At 61.7% G+C, this 18,129-nt stretch carries 16 protein-coding genes and 2 tRNA genes; 14 read left to right on the forward strand and 4 right to left on the reverse strand.

Going from position 1 to position 18,129, the window contains the following annotated elements; all coding sequences use genetic code 11:
• Window positions 1-9: 9 nt before the first annotated feature.
• The 8 genes from ACE03M_RS05585 to gluQRS all read left to right on the forward strand — a co-directional run bounded on the left by ACE03M_RS05585 (window position 10) and on the right by gluQRS (window position 8,221).
• Complete coding sequence (locus tag ACE03M_RS05585) at window positions 10-1,710, forward strand: ABC transporter permease (protein WP_485933097.1); 1,701 nt, start codon at window positions 10-12, stop codon at window positions 1,708-1,710.
• A gap of 33 nt (window positions 1,711-1,743) precedes the next feature.
• Entirely contained in the window at window positions 1,744-3,438 is a 1,695-nt protein-coding gene (locus ACE03M_RS05590; protein WP_485933098.1) for an AMP-binding protein, read from the forward strand.
• Between the two features lie 145 nt (window positions 3,439-3,583).
• Entirely contained in the window at window positions 3,584-4,333 is a 750-nt protein-coding gene (locus ACE03M_RS05595) for an amino acid ABC transporter ATP-binding protein (protein ID WP_485933099.1), read from the forward strand.
• A 52-nt stretch (window positions 4,334-4,385) separates the two neighbouring features.
• Window positions 4,386-5,285: a glutamate ABC transporter substrate-binding protein gene (locus tag ACE03M_RS05600; protein WP_143921577.1), complete on the forward strand. Its 900-nt coding sequence runs from the start codon at window positions 4,386-4,388 to the stop codon at window positions 5,283-5,285.
• A gap of 67 nt (window positions 5,286-5,352) precedes the next feature.
• Window positions 5,353-6,015 carry an amino acid ABC transporter permease gene (locus tag ACE03M_RS05605; protein WP_485933100.1) on the forward strand — a complete coding sequence of 221 codons (663 nt, stop codon included), beginning with the start codon at window positions 5,353-5,355 and terminating at the stop codon, window positions 6,013-6,015.
• A complete protein-coding gene (locus ACE03M_RS05610; protein WP_143921579.1) occupies window positions 6,012-6,854 on the forward strand; it encodes an amino acid ABC transporter permease in 843 nt (280 codons plus the stop codon). Before ACE03M_RS05605 ends, ACE03M_RS05610 begins: the two co-directional genes overlap by 4 nt.
• A 93-nt stretch (window positions 6,855-6,947) precedes the next feature.
• Complete coding sequence (locus ACE03M_RS05615) at window positions 6,948-7,265, forward strand: GNAT family N-acetyltransferase (protein WP_143921580.1); 318 nt, start codon at window positions 6,948-6,950, stop codon at window positions 7,263-7,265.
• Window positions 7,262-8,221, forward strand: a complete 960-nt coding sequence (gluQRS, locus tag ACE03M_RS05620; protein WP_485933102.1) for a tRNA glutamyl-Q(34) synthetase GluQRS — start codon at window positions 7,262-7,264, stop codon at window positions 8,219-8,221. Before ACE03M_RS05615 ends, gluQRS begins: the two co-directional genes overlap by 4 nt.
• Before the next feature lie 21 nt (window positions 8,222-8,242).
• Here gluQRS and ACE03M_RS05625 read toward each other — a convergent pair whose 3' ends face one another.
• Together ACE03M_RS05625 and ACE03M_RS05630 are read right to left on the reverse strand one after the other, a co-directional pair.
• Entirely contained in the window at window positions 8,243-9,550 is a 1,308-nt protein-coding gene (locus ACE03M_RS05625; RefSeq protein WP_485933348.1) for a glycosyltransferase, read from the reverse strand.
• Window positions 9,551-10,462: a DMT family transporter gene (locus ACE03M_RS05630; protein ID WP_485933103.1), complete on the reverse strand. Its 912-nt coding sequence runs from the start codon at window positions 10,460-10,462 to the stop codon at window positions 9,551-9,553.
• A gap of 224 nt (window positions 10,463-10,686) precedes the next feature.
• On the opposite strand from ACE03M_RS05630, the gene ACE03M_RS05635 reads away from it, so the two are divergent.
• The 5 genes from ACE03M_RS05635 (at window position 10,687) to ACE03M_RS05655 (ending at window position 15,088) form a co-directional block, all read left to right on the forward strand.
• Window positions 10,687-10,759: transfer RNA gene (locus ACE03M_RS05635), tRNA-Asn, on the forward strand.
• 120 nt (window positions 10,760-10,879) lie between these two features.
• Window positions 10,880-11,932, forward strand: a complete 1,053-nt coding sequence (locus ACE03M_RS05640; RefSeq protein WP_143921582.1) for an LLM class flavin-dependent oxidoreductase — start codon at window positions 10,880-10,882, stop codon at window positions 11,930-11,932.
• A 123-nt stretch (window positions 11,933-12,055) separates the two neighbouring features.
• Complete coding sequence (locus ACE03M_RS05645; protein WP_485933104.1) at window positions 12,056-13,534, forward strand: MFS transporter; 1,479 nt, start codon at window positions 12,056-12,058, stop codon at window positions 13,532-13,534.
• Window positions 13,535-13,618: 84 nt separating this feature from the next.
• Window positions 13,619-14,878 carry an EAL domain-containing protein gene (locus tag ACE03M_RS05650; RefSeq protein ID WP_485933106.1) on the forward strand — a complete coding sequence of 420 codons (1,260 nt, stop codon included), beginning with the start codon at window positions 13,619-13,621 and terminating at the stop codon, window positions 14,876-14,878.
• Window positions 14,879-15,014: 136 nt separating this feature from the next.
• Window positions 15,015-15,088 (forward strand) — tRNA-Ile (locus ACE03M_RS05655).
• Between the two features lie 185 nt (window positions 15,089-15,273).
• On the opposite strand, the gene ACE03M_RS05660 is transcribed toward ACE03M_RS05655, so the two are convergent.
• A complete protein-coding gene (locus ACE03M_RS05660) occupies window positions 15,274-15,786 on the reverse strand; it encodes a hypothetical protein (RefSeq protein ID WP_485933107.1) in 513 nt (170 codons plus the stop codon).
• 230 nt (window positions 15,787-16,016) lie between these two features.
• Here ACE03M_RS05660 and ACE03M_RS05665 point away from each other — a divergent pair, with 230 nt between their 5' ends.
• Window positions 16,017-16,508, forward strand: a complete 492-nt coding sequence (locus ACE03M_RS05665; protein ID WP_143921891.1) for a DUF3145 domain-containing protein — start codon at window positions 16,017-16,019, stop codon at window positions 16,506-16,508.
• Between the two features lie 348 nt (window positions 16,509-16,856).
• Here ACE03M_RS05665 and ACE03M_RS05670 read toward each other — a convergent pair whose 3' ends face one another.
• Window positions 16,857-18,101, reverse strand: coding sequence for a beta-ketoacyl-[acyl-carrier-protein] synthase family protein (locus tag ACE03M_RS05670; protein ID WP_485933108.1), 1,245 nt, complete (start codon window positions 18,099-18,101; stop codon window positions 16,857-16,859).
• Between the last annotated feature and the right edge of the window lie 28 nt (window positions 18,102-18,129).

Here is an 18,129-nt window from a genome sequence, read left to right on the forward strand (position 1 = left end):
CGTCCTGATATGACGAAAACACGCAGGAGACGCGGCCACTCAACGGTGCCGCCGTGGCTCTGGATCCCCGCCGGTCTCGGCATCACCTTCCTCCTCGTCCCGATCATCGGGATGATCACACGAATCGAGCCCGGCCACCTCGGCGAGATCATTCTGGCGCCGGAATCTCAACTGGCTATGGGACTCTCACTGCTCACCTCCGTCATCGCAGCTCTGGTGAGCGTGAGTATCGGCTTCCCCCTGGGCTACCTGCTCGCGACACGCACCTTCCGCGGGCAGCGAGTCGTGCGCACGCTCATTCTGCTGCCACTCGTCCTGCCGCCGGTCGTCAGCGGTCTGGCACTCCTCTACACCTGGGGAAGAACAGCCTTCCTCGGGTCCCTGCTCACCGAAATGGGACTGGGGTTGGCATATACAACGGCAGCCGTGGTGTTTGCGCAGATCTTCGTGTCACTTCCATTCATGGTCATGTCGGTCGAGACGGCGGTCGCTGCCCGCGGGCAGGACTTCGAACTCGCCGCAGCCGAGCTCGGCGCAACGCCCAACCGCGTGTTCTTCCACATCACGCTTCCGCTTCTGCGCCAAGGAATCATGACCGGCGCCATCCTCTGCTTCGCCCGAGCACTGGGGGAGTTCGGGGCGACTCTGACATTTGCAGGCTCCCTCTCAGGAGTCACCCGAACGATGCCGCTGCAGATCTATCTGGTCCGCGAGTCCGACCCGCAGTCGGCAATCGCCTTGTCCCTGCTCCTCATCGTCGTCGCCCTGGTCATCATCGTCCTCGCCTATCGTTCTCCTCACGCACCGAAACTGCGCGCTCCGCGTTCGGCCGCGGCTCCGGAGGCGGTCGAGGCTTCGACATTCCGTCCGGGTCCGTCATCGACGTTCTCGGGAGCACTCGCCCCCGAGTCGCACACCGAGCGGCCGCGGTCGGAGACCCCCGAGGTCCGTCTCAGCGCCCGGCTGCCTGAGCGCGGCATCAACGTCGATCTCACGATGCCGACCGGCTCGACGACGGCGATCATCGGTCGCAACGGAGCGGGAAAGTCCAGCCTCTTCCAGCTGATGACCGGCGCGATCTCTGCCGAATCCGGCTCCCTGCACGTCGGTGATGAGACCGTCTTCGACCTCGACGCGAACCGGTGGCCGCCCGTTCACGCCAGAGGCATCGTCCACCTGGCGCAGAACCCGCTCCTGTTCCCGCATCTGAACGTCATCGACAATGTGGCCTTCGGCCTCAGGGCCCACGGACAGCGCACGGCGAACGCACGGAGAATCGCCGGACGCATGCTCTCGAGCCTCGGCGTCGGTCACTGCGCGGACCGCAGACCCGATGCCGTATCCGGGGGACAGGCAGCCCGAATCGCTCTGGCCCGAGCACTGGTCACCGACCCGAAGCTGCTGCTCCTCGACGAGCCGCTGTCGGCACTGGACGTCGACGTCAGAGTCGAGACACGACGCGTGCTCGGCCAGGTGCTGTCAGGTCGAAGCGCCGTCATCATCACCCACGATGTCGACGACGTCACCGCCCTGGCGTCCACGCTGGTCCTCATCGACTCCGGAAGCGTTGCGTTCAGCGCACCCGTGGGAGAGGTCGGAGCCAGCCTGTCGGCGACTTCTCGCCAGTCGTCGGACACACCTGGACGTGACTTCCTCCACAGCTTTTGCGAGGGGGACACAGAAGGCATACTGTGCAGTAGATCACGCTAGCAACATCGAACCGGTACAAAGGAGCACAACGACGTGGCAGAACTTTCCTATTCCTCAGGACCGTCGGACACACCACTGCTGGGAGAAACCATCCCCGCGCACATCAAGGCGACTGCAGCTGCTCACGCGAATGGCCTGGCGCTCGTCGACCGCTATTCAGGCCGTCGGTGGACCTATGCCGAATTCGACCGGGATACGGATGCCCTGGCCATCGGGCTGCTCGAACGTGGAATCAAGAAGGGTGATCGGGTCGGCATCTGGGCGCAGAATGTCGCCGAATGGGCACAGATCCAGTACGCCACCGCGAAGGTCGGCGCAATCCTCGTCAACGTCAACCCCTCATACCGCAGCCACGAGCTCGAATACGTCGTCAAGCAGTCGGGCATGAGCATGCTCGTCTCCCAGATCACCGCCCCGCCCCACTCGGATTTCCATGCGATCGCGACCGAGGTGGCGGCGAAGGTGCCGGGACTCGAACTCGTCTTTCTCGATACGCTCCCGTCCGAGCTCCTCGGCGATGCGCTCATCGGCGAACGTCAGTCCTTTGCCCGACTGATCGGCAGCGGTCGCAGCCTCCTCGACGATGAGAGCGCCAAGTATTCGGTCCGCCTGCAGAAGCTCATGGACGAGCTCGCGATGGACGACCCGATCAACATCCAGTACACCTCCGGCACGACAGGCTTCCCCAAAGGGGTGACGCTGAGCCATCACAACATACTCAACAACGGGTTCTTCATCGGAGAGATGCTGGGCTACTCCTCGAAGGACTCCGTCGTCCTGCCGGTCCCGTACTACCACTGCTTCGGGATGGTCATCGGAAACCTCGCGGCTCTCAGCCACGGCGCTGCCATCATCCTGCCCTCTCCCGGATTCAACCCCGTGGCGAGTCTGAGCGCAGTCTCCGAGGAGAAGGCGACCTCGCTCTACGGTGTGCCCACGATGTTCATCGCCGAACTCGAGCATCCTGACTTCTCGAGCTACGACCTCAGCTCGCTGCGCACCGGCGTCATGGCCGGCTCACCCTGCCCGGTCGAGATCATGAAACGTGTCATCACCGACATGAACATGGAAGAGGTCGCCATCTGCTACGGCATGACGGAGACCTCGCCGGTGTCCATGATGACCCGCGTCGATGACACCCTCGAGGCCCGCACTCAGACCGTCGGCCGTGTCATGCCCCATCTCGAGATCAAGATCGCCGACCCGGTCACAGGTCAGGCCGTCCCCCGCGGACAGAAGGGAGAACTGTGCACCCGCGGATACGCTGTCATGCTCGGGTACTGGGAGAACCCGGAGAAGACCGCTGAGGCGATCGATGAGTCCCGTTGGATCCATACAGGCGACCTCGGCATCATGGACGATAACGGCTACGTCGACATCTCCGGGCGGATCAAGGACATGGTCATCCGCGGCGGAGAGAACGTCTATCCCCGTGAGGTCGAGGAGTTCCTCTACCACCACCCCTCGATCAGAGACGTCCAGGTCGTCGGGATCCCCGATGAGAAGTACGGCGAGGAGCTCATGGCCTGGGTGATCCTCAAGGACGGCGTCGAGAACTTGGATGCCGAGGCGGTCCGCGAGTTCTGCTCAGGCAAGCTCGCTCACTTCAAGATCCCGCGCTACGTCGAGGTTCGGGAGTCTTTCCCGATGACGGTCTCGGGCAAGATCCGCAAGATCGAGTTGCGCGAGGAAGGCGAGAAGATCGTCCACAGCACGATCGCAGGCTGAGCGCGATTCGCCCTTTCGCGGACGGCGGGAGGGCCGCAGAAGAGACTGCAGCCGGCTCCTGGCCCAGGTCACAAGTCGGTTGCAGTTCATCCGGCAAGACTTCACGTTTTTCATGTGAGAACTTTATTCACTAAGATCAACTCTCATGAGAGCTGAATCACAACCGTTGGTGTCAGTCACAGATGTCGAGAAACACTACGGTGATTTTCACGCTCTGAAGCACATCAACCTCAATATCAAAGAACGCGAAGTCGTCGTCGTCATCGGTCCGTCCGGATCCGGCAAATCGACGCTGTGCCGTACGATCAATCGTCTGGAGACCATCACCTCCGGTTCGATCACGATCGACGGCAAGGAACTGCCTGCTGAAGGCGCTGCCCTGGCAGCGCTGCGCTCGGACGTGGGCATGGTCTTCCAGGCCTTCAACCTCTTCGCCCACAAGACGATTCTCGAGAACGTCACCCTCGGTCCGATCAAGGTCCGCAAACTGCCCAAAGCCGAAGCGGAACAGCAGTCAATGGCCCTGCTCGAACGCGTCGGAGTCGCCCACCAAGCCGATAAATACCCAGCACAGCTCTCCGGCGGGCAGCAGCAGCGAGTCGCTATCGCCCGTGCACTGGCAATGAAACCGAAGGTGATGCTCTTCGACGAGCCCACCTCGGCGCTGGATCCGGAGATGATCAACGAAGTCCTCGACGTCATGGTCGGACTCGCCGAGGAAGGCATGACCATGGTGGTCGTAACCCACGAGATGGGCTTCGCAAGGAAGGCAGCTCACCGCGTCGTATTCATGGCAGATGGTGAGATCGTCGAGGTCGCCGAGCCCGAAGAGTTCTTCACCAACCCACAGACCCCGCGTGCCAAGGACTTCCTGTCCAAGATCCTCACCCGCTGATCACACCGAACGAAATTGTCGGTCGTACTCACCACACTCACAAGGAGAAACGATGAAGAAGCTCAGACTCTCAATCGCATCTGTTGCAATCGGACTGCTCGCGCTCAGCGGCTGCGGTCAAGGCGGAACTCCGGACGCTCCTGCCGAGGGCGACGGCGCCCAGGCGGAAGCCCCTGAGTACACAGTCAACGACAGCGCCGATTTCAAAGATTCCAAGACCTGGAAGGCTGCTAAGGACGCCGGCGAACTGAAGGTCGGAGTCAAGTACGACCAACCCGGTCTCGGCAACGTCAAGGCAGGCTCGGAGCAGCCCGAGGGATTCGATATCGAGATTGCGAAGATGGTGGCCGCGCAGCTGGGCTTCAGCCCAGACCAGATCAAATACACGGAGACGGTCTCGGCCAACCGTGAGCCCTTCCTGCAACAGGGAAACATCGACATGGTCGTGGCCACCTACACGATCAATGACGAACGAAAGAAGGTCGTCGACTTCGCCGGACCGTACTATGTCGCCGGGCAGGATCTTCTTGTGGCCGCCGATTCCGACATCGCTGGCCCCGATGACCTGGCCGGAAAGAAGGTCTGCTCCGTGGACGGCTCGACGCCTGCACAGAACATCGAAGAGAAGTACAAGAAGGCTGAACTCGTAGCCTATGACACCTACTCGAAGTGCGTCACCGACCTGCAGTCAGGCTCAGTCGACGCTGTGACCACAGACGACGCGATCCTGCGTGGCTATGCCAAACAGTACGAAGGCGAATTCAAGGTCGTCGGCCAGCCATTCACCGAAGAGCCATACGGAGTCGGCCTGCCCAAGGGCGATGACGCCATGCGCGAAGCCGTCAACGATGCCCTCCAGAAGGGGATGGACGACGGTGACTGGAAGAAGGCATTCGAATACTCCCTCGGCTCCGCCGATGATGTCGAGATGCCCAAGATCGACCGTTACTGACCAGCCTTCAGATTGACATGATGCGAGGGCACCCAATGGTGCCCTCGCATCGATTAAGGAATCTGGAATGGATTTTCTGCAACTTCTCGAGATGTTCTTCTCAGGCATCTGGGGAACCATCAAACTCTTCACCGTCGCCCTGATCGGTGCCCTCGTGCTGGGAACGATCCTGGCTGGAATGCGAGTCTCACCGACACCGGTCCTGCGGATCGCGGCCTCAACGTACATCAACGTCGTGAGGAACACGCCGCTGACGCTGGTGATGTTCTTCTGTGCCTTCGGGCTGCCGTTCCTCGACATCCGAGTCGGCGCGACCAGCTCCTTCAACTCCTTCATCTATGCAACTCTGGCGCTGACGGCCTACACAGCATGTTTCGTCGCCGAGACCCTGAAATCGGGCATCTCGACGATTCCTGTGGGTCAAGCCGAAGCCGCACGAGCAGTCGGGCTCACTTTCGGACAGACCCTGAGCCAGGTGATCCTTCCCCAGGCGTTCCGCACCGTCATCCCGCCCCTGGGCAGCGTCATCATCGCGCTGCTGAAGAACACCTCAATCGCCTCGGCGTTCAATAATCGAGAACTCATCTCGGCCATGCGCAATGCCATTGAGGTGCGCGGAGATCTGGTGATCCCGCTGCTGTTCGGGACTGCCCTTGCGTACCTGATCCTGGCGCTGATCCTCGGTCGCATCTTCGACTACCTCGAGAGGAAGCTGGTGATCCTACGATGAGCGCACCGACTCAGGTCCTGTTCGACGAGCCCGGCCCCAAGGCTCGCCGGAACAACATCATCCTCTCGATCGTCTCGGCCGTTGTGTTGGCCGGCCTCATCGCCTTCGTGATCTGGAAGTTCGCCGATGCTGGTCAGCTGGACTCGGCAAAATGGTATCCATTCAGCTTCTCCCAGATTCAGCTGGTGCTCCTCAAAGGCATGGGGGCCACCCTCAAGGTGGCCGTCGTCGCTTCCGTGCTGGCGTTGGTCGTCGGCGTCGTATTCGCGCTGCTGCGGCTCTCGAGCAAGAAGGTCATCTCGGTACCGGGAACCATCGTTCTCGAATTCTTCCGCGGGGTCCCGGTACTGCTCCTCATCTTTGCGATGTTCCTCATCTTCGGCAACACGATCGGAGCGTTCTGGTCCGTCGTCATCGGCCTCACCCTCTACAACGGCATGGTTCTCGCAGAGATCATCCGAGCCGGCATCCTCGCCGTCCCGAAGGGGCAGAGGGAAGCCGCCATGGCCATCGGCCTGCGCCCGGGGCAGGTGATGAGCTTGGTTCTGATGCCGCAGGCTCTGCGCGCTATGATGCCCACGATCATTGCGCAGATCGTCGTGCTGCTCAAGGACTCGGCCCTGGGCTTCATCGTCACCTACCAGGACCTGCTCTACCAGGTGAATCTCATCGGCCGCGAGTACAACAACCTGCTGCCGACGTTCCTGGTCGGTGCCGTGCTGTTCATCATCATCAATATGATCGTCGCCGGAATCGCCCGTTGGCTGGAGAAACGACTGCAGCGCAAGTCCACCGCGCCAGTCGGGGCAGAAGGTCTGTCAGCGCAGACCGCCGCCTGATCGACCAGAACAGGGTGGCGTCGGTCAGTGAAGATCCCGGCGCCACCCTGTAATGTTCGTGACAAGGACGATGCCGCTGACAAGGAGTCCCATATGCAACCCGAGCTCAGTTCCACCCCCGTCACGGTGGTCAAGAATCCCGGTCGTGAACGGTTTGAGATCTTCACCGCTGAGGATCCGGTCGAGTTCGCTGGCTTCCTCGGCTATCGGGTCATTGACGACGAGACCGTCGAACTCCAGCACACCATCATCTCCGAGGGCTTCTCTCGCCGTGGCTTCGCCCGCACACTGGTCACCACGGTCCTCGATCAGATCCGGGACGAAGGCGGCCGCATCGTCCCGACCTGCAGCTATGTTCAGGACTATCTCAAACGTTTCCCGCAGTACGCCGACCTCGTGACGCAGGCTTGAGCATACAGACCACAGGACTCGAGACGTCGATCACTGGGGCAGGGCGATTCGCACCAAGCCCAAGCGGCGACCTGCACATCGGCAACATTCGTTCGGGACTGCTGGCGTATGTCCGCGCGCGACAGACCGGGCGACGGTTCCTCTGGCGCATCGAGGACCTCGATCGAGTCCAGCCCGGTGCGGCACAATCACAGCTCGAGGTCTTCGCTGAACTCGGCGTCACCCCTGATGAGCCGCCGCTCGTCCAGTCGGAGCGTCTCGACATGTACACCGAAGCCCTGAGCCGCCTCGAGGGACAGGGACTCGTCTACGAGTGCTACTGCTCACGCAAGGACATCCAACAGGCGCCATCGGCACCGCACTCTCCGCCCGGAGCGTATCCCGGGACCTGTCGTGATCTGTCGGAGTCCGAACGAGAACGGCACCGACAGCGTCTTGACGAACAGGGGCGCAGCCCGGCACTGCGGTTGAAGACCGACAACGCTGAGGTCACGGTGCAGGACAGGCTGCTGGGCGAGATCACGTCCCCGGTTGATGACCTGGTCCTCAAGCGCGGCGATGGAGTCTTCGCCTACAACCTCATCGTCATCGTCGACGATGGTGCCAGTGGTGTCGACGAAGTGGTGCGCGGGGACGACCTGGCCACCTCGGCGCCTCGTCAAGCTCATCTGGCCCACCTGCTGGGCCTGCCGCAGCCCTCGTGGCTGCATGTTCCACTGGTCGTGAACTCTGCCGGCAGACGCTTGGCCAAGCGTGATGGTGCGGTCACCTACCAGCAGCTGTGCGCCCAGGGTTGGACACTTGAGGATTTCTACGCGTGGATGTGCTCATCCCTCGGGTTTGCAGGCTCCACAGGTTCGTGGTCATCTCTCGATGACATGGTGGCAGGCGTGGACTTCGATCGTCTTCGTACCGGGGAGACGGTGTTTGTTCCGCCGATGGGCGCAGATGGCTGAAGGCTCAAGGGTCTGACTGCTTCAGGCCGCTGCTTCCTGGCCTTCGGTGATGACCTTGTTGTAGATGGATTCGAACGTGTCGAGTGTGTACTCGATGTCATGCTTGGCGACCACATTGAGCGATGCCCTGGCCATAGTGTCGAGGTCGGTGTCGGAGAGCTCGCAGATCTGGGCGAATCGCGAGGCCAGCTCCTCGATATCCCGCGGCGGGAACAGGAACCCATTGACCCCGTCCCTGACCAGGTGTGGAAGCGCAACCGCGTCAGCGAGGACGACGGGTTTGCGTGAAGCCAGTGCCTCCAGCGTGGCGATAGACTGGAGCTCAGCTGTCGAGGGCATGCAGAAGAATGTGCACCGCTGATAGGCGTCCATGAGCTCTTTGTCGCTGACCTTGCCCAGCACATGGATGCGATCGGCGACTCCGAGCTCCGCGGCCAGCTCCTTGAGCGGCTCCTCCTGATCCCCGCCGCCGACGATGTCGGCTTCGAGCCCGAGCGCCGGGTCGGTCTTCGCGACCGCTTCGACGATGTCGGCGGCGTGCTTCTCCGAAGAGAGTCGGCCGACGAAGAGGACACGCGGTGGCGCCGCGACCTCGGTGCCGGAAGCCGCAGTCGATCGCTCAGACGTCGTCGGCGACCATCCGAACGCCTGCTCAGGCTGGGCAGTCTGATCGTGCTGGACGGCTCGATCGTCCTGGGTAGTCTGATCGTCACGCAGGTGCGCGAACCGTTCCAGGTCGATACCGCAGGAGACTGCGCGAATCGGGGAGGTGAACCCGTTCTGCGTCAGCAGGTCGGCAGCGAGCTGCGTGGGCACCGTGATGAAGTCTGCGGACTCGAATTTCCTGCGCAGGTCCCACCAGGCCACGGCAGTGCCACCATCGAGGAGGGATTTCGGCGCCCGCAGATATGGTCGCACATTATCAGGCATGAAGTGGTTCGTGGCGACGACGGGAATGCCGCGCTTGCTCGCCTCCGAGAACGCGTAGCGACCGATGACGAAATGCGCCTGAGTATGCACGACGTCGGGCTGAAGAGAGTCGAGGAGACGAGACAGTTCGGGTTTCGTCTCCCAGGGCATGCAGATGGTCCAAGTCGGATGCAGCGGCCAACGATGTGAGGTCAGTCTGTGGACCGTGACACCGTCCTCGGTGCTCACCGAGGCCTTTCCTGTCGCGGATGGACAGGCGACGTGAACATCATTGCCGCGAGCAGCTAGCCCGGCGGCCAGACGTTCTGCGAACTTCGCGGCGCCATTGACCTCGGGTGCGTAGGTTTCCGTCGGAATGAGAATGCGGCGGGCTGGGGTGTGACTATGCGCGGACAGGATTCAACTCTCCTCGGTGTCGGTCAACTGGTCTGTGCGACGAGCGACTCGACGCTGGTGTTCTCGATCTTTGACATCGGGGTGATACCGCGACAATACAACGACGCCCAGACACGCGACCAATCCGGTGGCTGCGATCATGGCGACGAGCCAGACCGGAGCAGATGCCGCTTCTCCGAGGACGACCGAACCTAAGATCACTGCGCCGATGGGATCAACGACAGTCAGGCCTGCGATGACCATCTCCGGGGGGCCGGCCGCATACGCGTTTTGGACGAACCATGCTCCGATCGCAGTCGCGGCGACTAGGCCGATGACGTTGAGCCACGTGACCTGGTCGATTCCCGCGCGGAGCAGCTGCACGCTGACGAGGTGTGTATTCGTGGCAACACATGCGAACAGCAGACCCGCAGCCATGATGAGCACGAGTTGGGGCGCACTCCGGAAGAACAGCATGATGCCCAGGCCCAGCGCGAGGATGACCGCAGTGATCCACACCAGGGGCAGCGCGTCGGATCCCAGGTGGACCTCTGTGCGGGCGGTGGTGGCTGAGAGCGCAACGAAGATCGTCACCCCCACAGTGCACCAGATGACAGCCTGCACCACACGTCGGTTGACCTTGAGCCCACGATGGCGCACACCCAGAAGGACGGACACGATGAGGGAGAAGGCACCGACGGGTTGGACGACCATGACCGGTGCCAGCGCCAGAGCGACGATGTTTCCCACGGTGCCCAGACCGGTGATGATCAGTCCGATCAGCCATTTCCTGTTGCTCAGCAGCTCTTTGAAGTGAGCCCAGCTCAGCCCGTTGTGGGAGTCGTCCTGATCTGCGACGGCGTCATGCTGGTACAGCGCTCCATAGGCCAGTGCCACCGCCGCAAGGACGGCGAGGGCGATTGCCACTAAGGTCACGTGCACTTCTTCCGCTGCATGGGTGGGGTGAGGAATCCCCTTGATTTTACAGTGCGGTCACCTCGCCGAGGTGGTTGTTGACTGGGTTTGTCCTGACTGTATGGATTCCACGCTGTCCGGTGGTGGGGTTAACCGGAACTGTGAGCTAAAGCACTGTTGCCCGCTTTGTCGTGGGCCGAGTGTCTTTGCTAAGCTGACACAACGTGCGTAGGCAACTGCGCCTTTCCTCCGTAGCTCAGTTGGCAGAGCATTCGACTGTTAATCGAAGGGTCGCTGGTTCGAGCCCAGCCGGGGGAGCCGCTTGGGCCCCGTCCGTAAAGACGGGGCCTTTGTCGTGCCTGCAGGTCTGGTGCGCTGGCTTGGGTCGCGCGCAGAGCAGACGGGAATAGTTGATCGATCAAGTAGGTTGTCGACGGTATGAAGGCATTCGGTTTCTTGAGTTTCGGTCACTACGGTTCGGGAAGTGCTCCGGGGGAGTACGGCGCCAAGGAGGCGCTGCAGCAGGCAGTCGAGATCGGCGTCGGGGCCGACGAGATCGGCGTCAACGGCGCGTATTTCCGGGTTCATCACTTCGCTGAGCAGGCAGCCTCGCCGATGCCGCTTCTGGCGGCGATCGCGGCCAAGACCTCTCGAATCGAGGTCGGGACCGGTGTCATCGACATGCGCTACGAGAACCCTCTCTATCTGGCAGAGGAATCCGCTGCCCTTGACCTGCTCTCTGATCAGCGAGTGGCTTTGGGTATCAGCCGGGGATCACCGGAACCAGCAGACCGGGGGTGGGAAGCCTTCGGCTACAGCGACAGTGACGATGCGAAGGCCGCGAACATGGCCCGCGCGAAGTTCGCGAAGTTCCTGTCTGCAATCAAGGGCGAAGAACTCGTGCCAGCCGATCCGACGCAGTTCGGTCCAGGCAAGAAGCTGCGTGTCGAACCGCATTCTCCAGGTCTCCAGCAACGTGTCTGGTGGGGCGCCGGTACTGCGGCGACCGCTGAATGGGCCGCTGCCCAGGGCGTGAACATGATGAGCTCGACCCTGCTGACCGAAGCCACCGGTGCATCCTTCGGTGCGCTGCAACGCGATCAGATCGATCGCTATCGCGCAGCATGGAAGGATGCTGGCCATGACTGGACTCCGCGCGTGTCTGTCAGCCGCAGCATCTTCCCGATCACCACGAACCTCGATGACCTCTACTTCGGTCGCCGTTCAGGTGGAGAAGGTGATCAGATCGGGATCATCGATGGTACGCGCTCGACCTTCGGCAAGACCTATGCAGGCGAACCCGACGAACTCATCGAGGCGCTGAAGGCCGACCCAGCGGTCGAAGCCGCGGACACGGTCCTGCTGACGATCCCGAGCCAACTCGGCGTGGACTACAACCTCCACATCCTGGAGTCCTTCGCCAGTTACGTCGCTCCTGCTCTGGGATGGCAACCCAATACATCTGGCCCGGTGACCGGTTCCGCAGTGTGATTTCGCCCGAGGTCTGAACACTGGCACGTATGATGAAACAGTTCCCACATAGGGGACTGTCGAATCGACTTGGTTCCGTACGGCAACCTCTGTGCGGAATGCGTTCTGAACAGAGGTGATCAGGTGAGCGACGGCCAGCGGATGAATCAGATTCAGAGACGAATCGTCCTCATCGGTCTCGTCCCGCTCTTCATGTCTCTGCTGTCGGTATCGATCATCAACGTCGTGCTGCCCGCCATCGAGGCGGATCTTCAAGCATCGTCCTCGGCTCTGCAGTGGGTCCTGACCGGCTATGCTCTCTCGTTCGGCGTTGTTCTCGTGGCAGCAGGCCGAGCAGGCGACGTCTTCGGACGCGGCCAGCTGTTCATGATCGGGGTGGCCCTGTTCGGCCTGGCCTCACTCGTCGCCGGCATCGCGCCCGGGGCGCTGACCCTCAATATTGCTCGCGTCTTCATGGGACTCGGATCAGGACTGCTGAATCCGCAGGTCGTCGGGCTGCTGCAGCAGTACTTTCAAGGGCCACAGCGCGGGCGCGCGTTCGGACTGATGGGCACCACCGTCGGCCTCTCCGTTGCAACCGGTCCTATCCTCGGCGGTGTATTCATCGCTCTCTTCGGCCCGGAGCTGGGTTGGCGTGCGGCCTTTCTGGTCAATGTCCCCTTCGCGGTCGTCTCCCTCATCCTCGCCAGAAGCTGGCTGCCGAAATCAGCCTGGCACCCGATTGGCGCCACCGACGGCACCGATGCGAACCCGGCGGCAGTCTCGGCGAACGGGGGATACGCACCGAAAAGGGATCGAGACCTCGATCCCGTCGGAGTGGTTCTGCTCGGGGTCGGAGTCCTCCTAGTGCTGCTGCCCTTCGTCGAGTCTTCTGTCGGGTGGTTCATCTGGCTCGCCCTGCCACTGGGCATATTCACCATCTGGTACTGGACCCGTTGGGAGCGCCGGTACTCTGACCGTGGACGCGCTCCCATGGTCGATCTGAACCTGTTCAGCATTCGCAGCTTCAGCAACGGTTCGATCATCATCACCCTCTACTTCATGGGCGTGACGAGCGTCTGGGTGCTCATCGCCATGTACATGCAACAGGGCTTGGGCCACACTGCGCTGGCAGCAGGCATGATCGGACTTCCGGCAGCGTTGCTCTCCGCTGTATCGGCAGATGTGTCCGGACGTTTCGTGTTCCAGGTCGGCCGCCGACTCGTCGTCTGGGGGATCATCACCTGCCTGCTGGGTCTGGTCTCGACAATCGGCGTGATTTTCCTGCTCACCCAGGGCATCGGCAGCGAATGGTGGATGCTGGTGACTCTGAGCTTCATCGGTGCCGCACAGGGCATGGTCATCAGCCCCAACCAGACCCTGACCCTGCAGGAAGTGCCACTGAAGTATGCAGGCTCGGCCGGGGGAGTCCTGCAGACCGGACAGCGCATCGGCACGTCGATGGGTTTGGCCATCATGACCGCCTTGGCCTTCGCTGTCACAGCGGTCAGCGATTGGAACATCGGCATGATCGCCTCGTTCGCAGCGATTGCGATCATCGTGGTTCTGGCCGGAATCGTCGGTTTGGCCGAGGTCAGGCGAGGCCGGCGCCGTCAGCTCTGAGCGCAATAATGTTACGGAATTTAGACAATCGCGTCTGTCCTCATGTGGAAGACTGTGAACGCACGTTTGCCCATGGAAGGACATATGGTGGTTGAGGCGGTACACGATCTGGACCTGGCTCTCGAAGAGTTGGTGCGATCAGGTGGGATCGAAACCTATTTCGCCCCCGTCGTCGATGCGTACACCTTCGACAAGGTGGGATATCAGATCCTCCAGGCCCCCACCGATGACCCGGCACTCGGGCACGCTGAATCCGAGAATCTCCGCCGCGAGATGCATGCCTCGGCAATGATCGGCGACATCGATGCCTCGCTTCGGGCAACAGCTCTGAGGACCGCCGAGGCGGCCGGACTGCCCAAGTCGAACCGACTCTTCCTCCACGCCGAAGACGAATCCTTCGCCACCCTTGAAGATCGCACCGAAGAACCCGACCGCTCCGTCATCCTCCAGCTCGACGCCTCCCGCGTTTCATCGTCTCCTGCATCTGTACTCCGTGCGGTTCGTCAGGCGCGCTCGATGGGATGGGGTGTGGGTATGTCCTCCGTCGGCGCAGACCTGCGCAGCACCTCGTTCGTGCCTCTGGTGAATCCGTCGGTGGTCGGTCTTCATCCCGACGTGCTGCGCATCGACTGCGAGTCGCACCTGGCCGAACTCAACCGTCTGCTCCACGCTCACCTCGAACGCACAGGCGCAGTGATCCTCGCCGAGGGTGTCACCACCGAGGACGATCTCGACCGTGTTCGCGCGCTGGGCGCACGCTTCATGTCTGGTCCGTTCTTCGGTCCCGCAACCAAGCAGCCCGAGCCATTCGCCGAGCCGATCGAGGACGGATTGATCGATCATCATTCGCGTAATCTCGCGGCTCTGGGAACTCCCTATTCGGTTGCCCAGGGCCTGCGACGCGAACCACTCGTGATGAATCGTGAGCTTCTGGTCGCCCAGATAGCTGCGCTCGAAGAGCGCGCCCTGGCTTCAGGTGCCGCCACAATCACACTCGGCGTCTTCGGTGAAGATGAGACCTTCTCCCAAGCCACCCGAGACCGCTATGAACGTATACGCGACACGGTCGGGCTGACGGCGATGTTCTCGGGTGGGTTCACCGAGCCGCCGATCCCGGGTGTGCGCACAGGGGTCGTCGACGCATCAGATCCCATGCGCAATGAGCACGGCGTCGTCGTGGTCGGGCCCGACTGGTCAGGTCTCGTCGCCGCCTCCAAACGCAACGATCCCGGCAGCGACGGTCAGGTCGTATTCGACGTCTACATTACGACCGAGCGTTATACCTGTGTCGATGCCGCTCGAAGTGCGCTGACGCGCATATCACCGATCTCCTCAACGAGCTGATCGTCTGCTGTCCCTGAGCGGACTCTGCCTGCGAGAGGAATGAGCAAGAACGGGATTTGACGATTCCGACTTCCTCGGGCTGCGCGTGAGCCGAATGGGTCCAGGCCGTCAGTTGGTGTTAATCTTATTTCTGCTCGCCTCCGTAGCTCAGCTGGTCAGAGCAGGGAACTCATAATTCCTTGGTCGTCGGTTCAAGTCCGACCGGGGGCACCGCTGTTGTTGTCTTCGTTCATGTCTATTGTCGTCCGATCCCGGCTGCGGAGGACGTCAACGCGATGGCCAAGGCTCATGCGATTGTGGAACTCTCTGTACATTGACGGCAATTCTGACAATTGCGCATGACCCGACTGTCCGAATAGGGACTGCGCGACTGGGTGAGGGACTGCGCAACTGTGTCAGTCACGATCTTCTGTTTGAGGGGCCTTCCTGTCCCAGGTGAAGACATCACCGGAAAGAGGCGCGTATGCCGTCCACTCGGTATTGGGATCAGCTTCCGCCGCCAGCTGTGTCACGCGTTCCTGCTCGGCTTCGAGCTCTTCAGCGATAGCGGAAAAGGCTGTGGCAGCTCCCACGTTGTCTGCCCGTCTGCGGCTGTGAGCCGTGTACGTCGGTGCAGCGATTTCGTAAGAGGCGAATTCGACAACGAATTCCTCGCCGAGTTCGTTCGCGACCAGTCCGGCCAGATCGATGCCTGTCTTCGTAAAGGCCTGGGCATCCTCCGGTGATTTCCAGTTGAAGTCGGCGTCCAGCGCTTCGTAGTACGACCGTTCCCACGTTTCCAGCTCACGAATCAGTCCCGGGGATAATGCGGTGTCCTCATAGTCCACGGGGAAGACGAGCCATAAGACCGTGTCAGCATAGTCCGGGAACATTCGCACAGTGGTCGGTGCAGCGCTTTCCTGCAGCATGGCGCCATCGTAGCGCACAAGGTCACTGGTCCTTACCGACCCTTCGTTCGTCTAGCGCGGGCAACCTGTGGACGCCCTCCCTTCGCGTCCTCGTACAGAACCTGGCTACACGCGACGCCACCAGGTCATTCAGTGCTTGGCGCACAGACAAAACTCGTCTATCATTGGCTCTAGCACCTCCTTTCGGATCGTAGGGGAAGACGTATCCGAGGTAGGAGGCACAAATGGATATGACACAGGGCGTACTATTCGTCCACTCAGCACCTCGCGCGCTATGCCCGCACATCGAATGGGCAGCGGGCGGGGCAATCGGTGCACAGGCACGCTTCGACTGGACACCCCAGCCGGCAGCGCCAGGCCTTGTGCGTGCCGAAGTCTGCTGGCGTGCGCCAGCAGGTTCTGGTGCTCGCATCGCATCCGCTCTCCGCGGGTGGGACTCACTGCGCTATGAAGTGACCGAGGAGCCATCTGTCGGAGTCGACGGCGGGCGTTGGAGCCACACTCCAGACCTCGGGATCTATCACGCAGTCACCGACTCTGCCGGTAACATTCTGGTCCCCGAAGATCGCATTCGCTCCGTCATGGAACGCGCTTCCGGTGATCCGACCAAACTCTCCACTGAGATGGCTCTGGCCCTGGGCGAAGCCTGGGACGAAGAGCTCGATGCCTTCCGCCACGCAGGCGAGGGCGCTCCGGTGCGCTGGCTGACCAAGGTCGGCTGAGACTCTCACGAGGCTTCCTGCGCCGTAGGTCCAACTGCGACGCTGAAGCTCCGGAAAAACGACTATGGGCACACCTGCCTACCTCGGGTGTGCCCATAGTCGTATGCAGATGTGCCAGCATACAGCTAGCTCGGTCCCGGTGTCGCCTCGTTGAACGGGGAATCAGATTATCGAGTCTGAGCAAGCGCGATCATCTGACTCATCGTTGATTGAGCGCACGAGTGAATGAGCTGATCGGTGGCACGGACGCAGATCAGGCCCCAGCATGATTGCTGGGGCCTGATCTGATCGTCGCTCAGAGGCTGGACCAGTTGTGACTGGACCGCCGCCTCGAGACGCGCTATCGCATCACACGGACTTGAAGGCGACGACGGCATTGTGGCCGCCGAAGCCGAATGAGTTCGAAATCGCGGCGATGTCTCCGGCAGGAAGTTCTGCAGGGGTGTCGCGGACGATGTTGATGCCCACGACCTCCGGGTCGACCTCGTCGATGTTGATCGTTGGGGGAGCGGTGCGTGTCTGCAGCGCCTTGACCGTGAGGATCGATTCGACAGCGCCTGTACCACCCAGGAGGTGGCCAGTCATCGACTTCGTGGCACTGACCAGAGCGTCACCGACGTGAGAGCCCAGCAGCTGGCTGATCGCCAAGGACTCAGGGATATCGCCGACCGGTGTCGAGGTTGCGTGAGCATTGACGTGCTTGACGTCTGCGGGGCTGAGCTCCGCATTGTCCAGCGCGCTCTGCATTGCACGCAGCGCGTACTGTCCGCCTGGCTCACCACCGGTGATGTGGTAGGCGTCGTTGGAGATGCCCCAGCTGGACACCTCGGCGTAGATCTTCGCTCCGCGCGCCTTGGCATGCTCCTCGGTTTCAAGGATGAGGGTTCCCGCACCTTCGCCCATGACGAATCCATCGCGATCGACGTCATAGGGTCGTGATGCGGTCTCAGGGGAATCGGTGCGGCGTGAGAGTGCCTGCATGGAGTTGAAGGCGGCGATTGTGATCGGGTGGATAGCAGCCTCGGAGCCGCCGGCGATGACGACATCGGCGTGACCGGAGGCCACAACGTCGTAGGCGTGGCCCAGGCTCTCGGTCGACGACGCACATGCGGAGACCAAAGTCTGGACACCAGCACGGGCCTTGAACTCCATGCCGATGGCTGCTGCAGGCCCGTTGGGCATGAGCATCGGAACGGTCAGCGGCATGACCCGGCGCGGGCCCTCTTCCTGAAGCGTGTCCCAGGCATCGAGCAGAGTCCAGACACCGCCGATTCCGGTAGCCCAGGAGACCGCGGTGCGGTCCGGGTCCGTCTCCTCGAGGCCGGCATCGGCCATGGCCTCACGAGCGGAGATCAGAGCGAACTGGGAGGAGGGGTCGAGGCGCTTGGCCTGGACGCGTTTGAGATTTTCGGGCACGACCTGTGGGTCGACCCGTGCTGCGAAGTCGACGGCGAGGCCGTACTTCTCGGACCAGTCATTGTCCATTGTGTGGACGCCGGACTTGCCGGCCAGTATGGCTTGCCACGTGGCATCGGCCGTCGCGCCCAATGGGGTTACCGCACCAATCCCGGTGACGACAACTTTAGGTGTCATGGTACAAACCTCGTCGATAGTGTGGACC

It is taken from the genome of Brevibacterium sp. AGC70 (assembly GCF_057334195.1).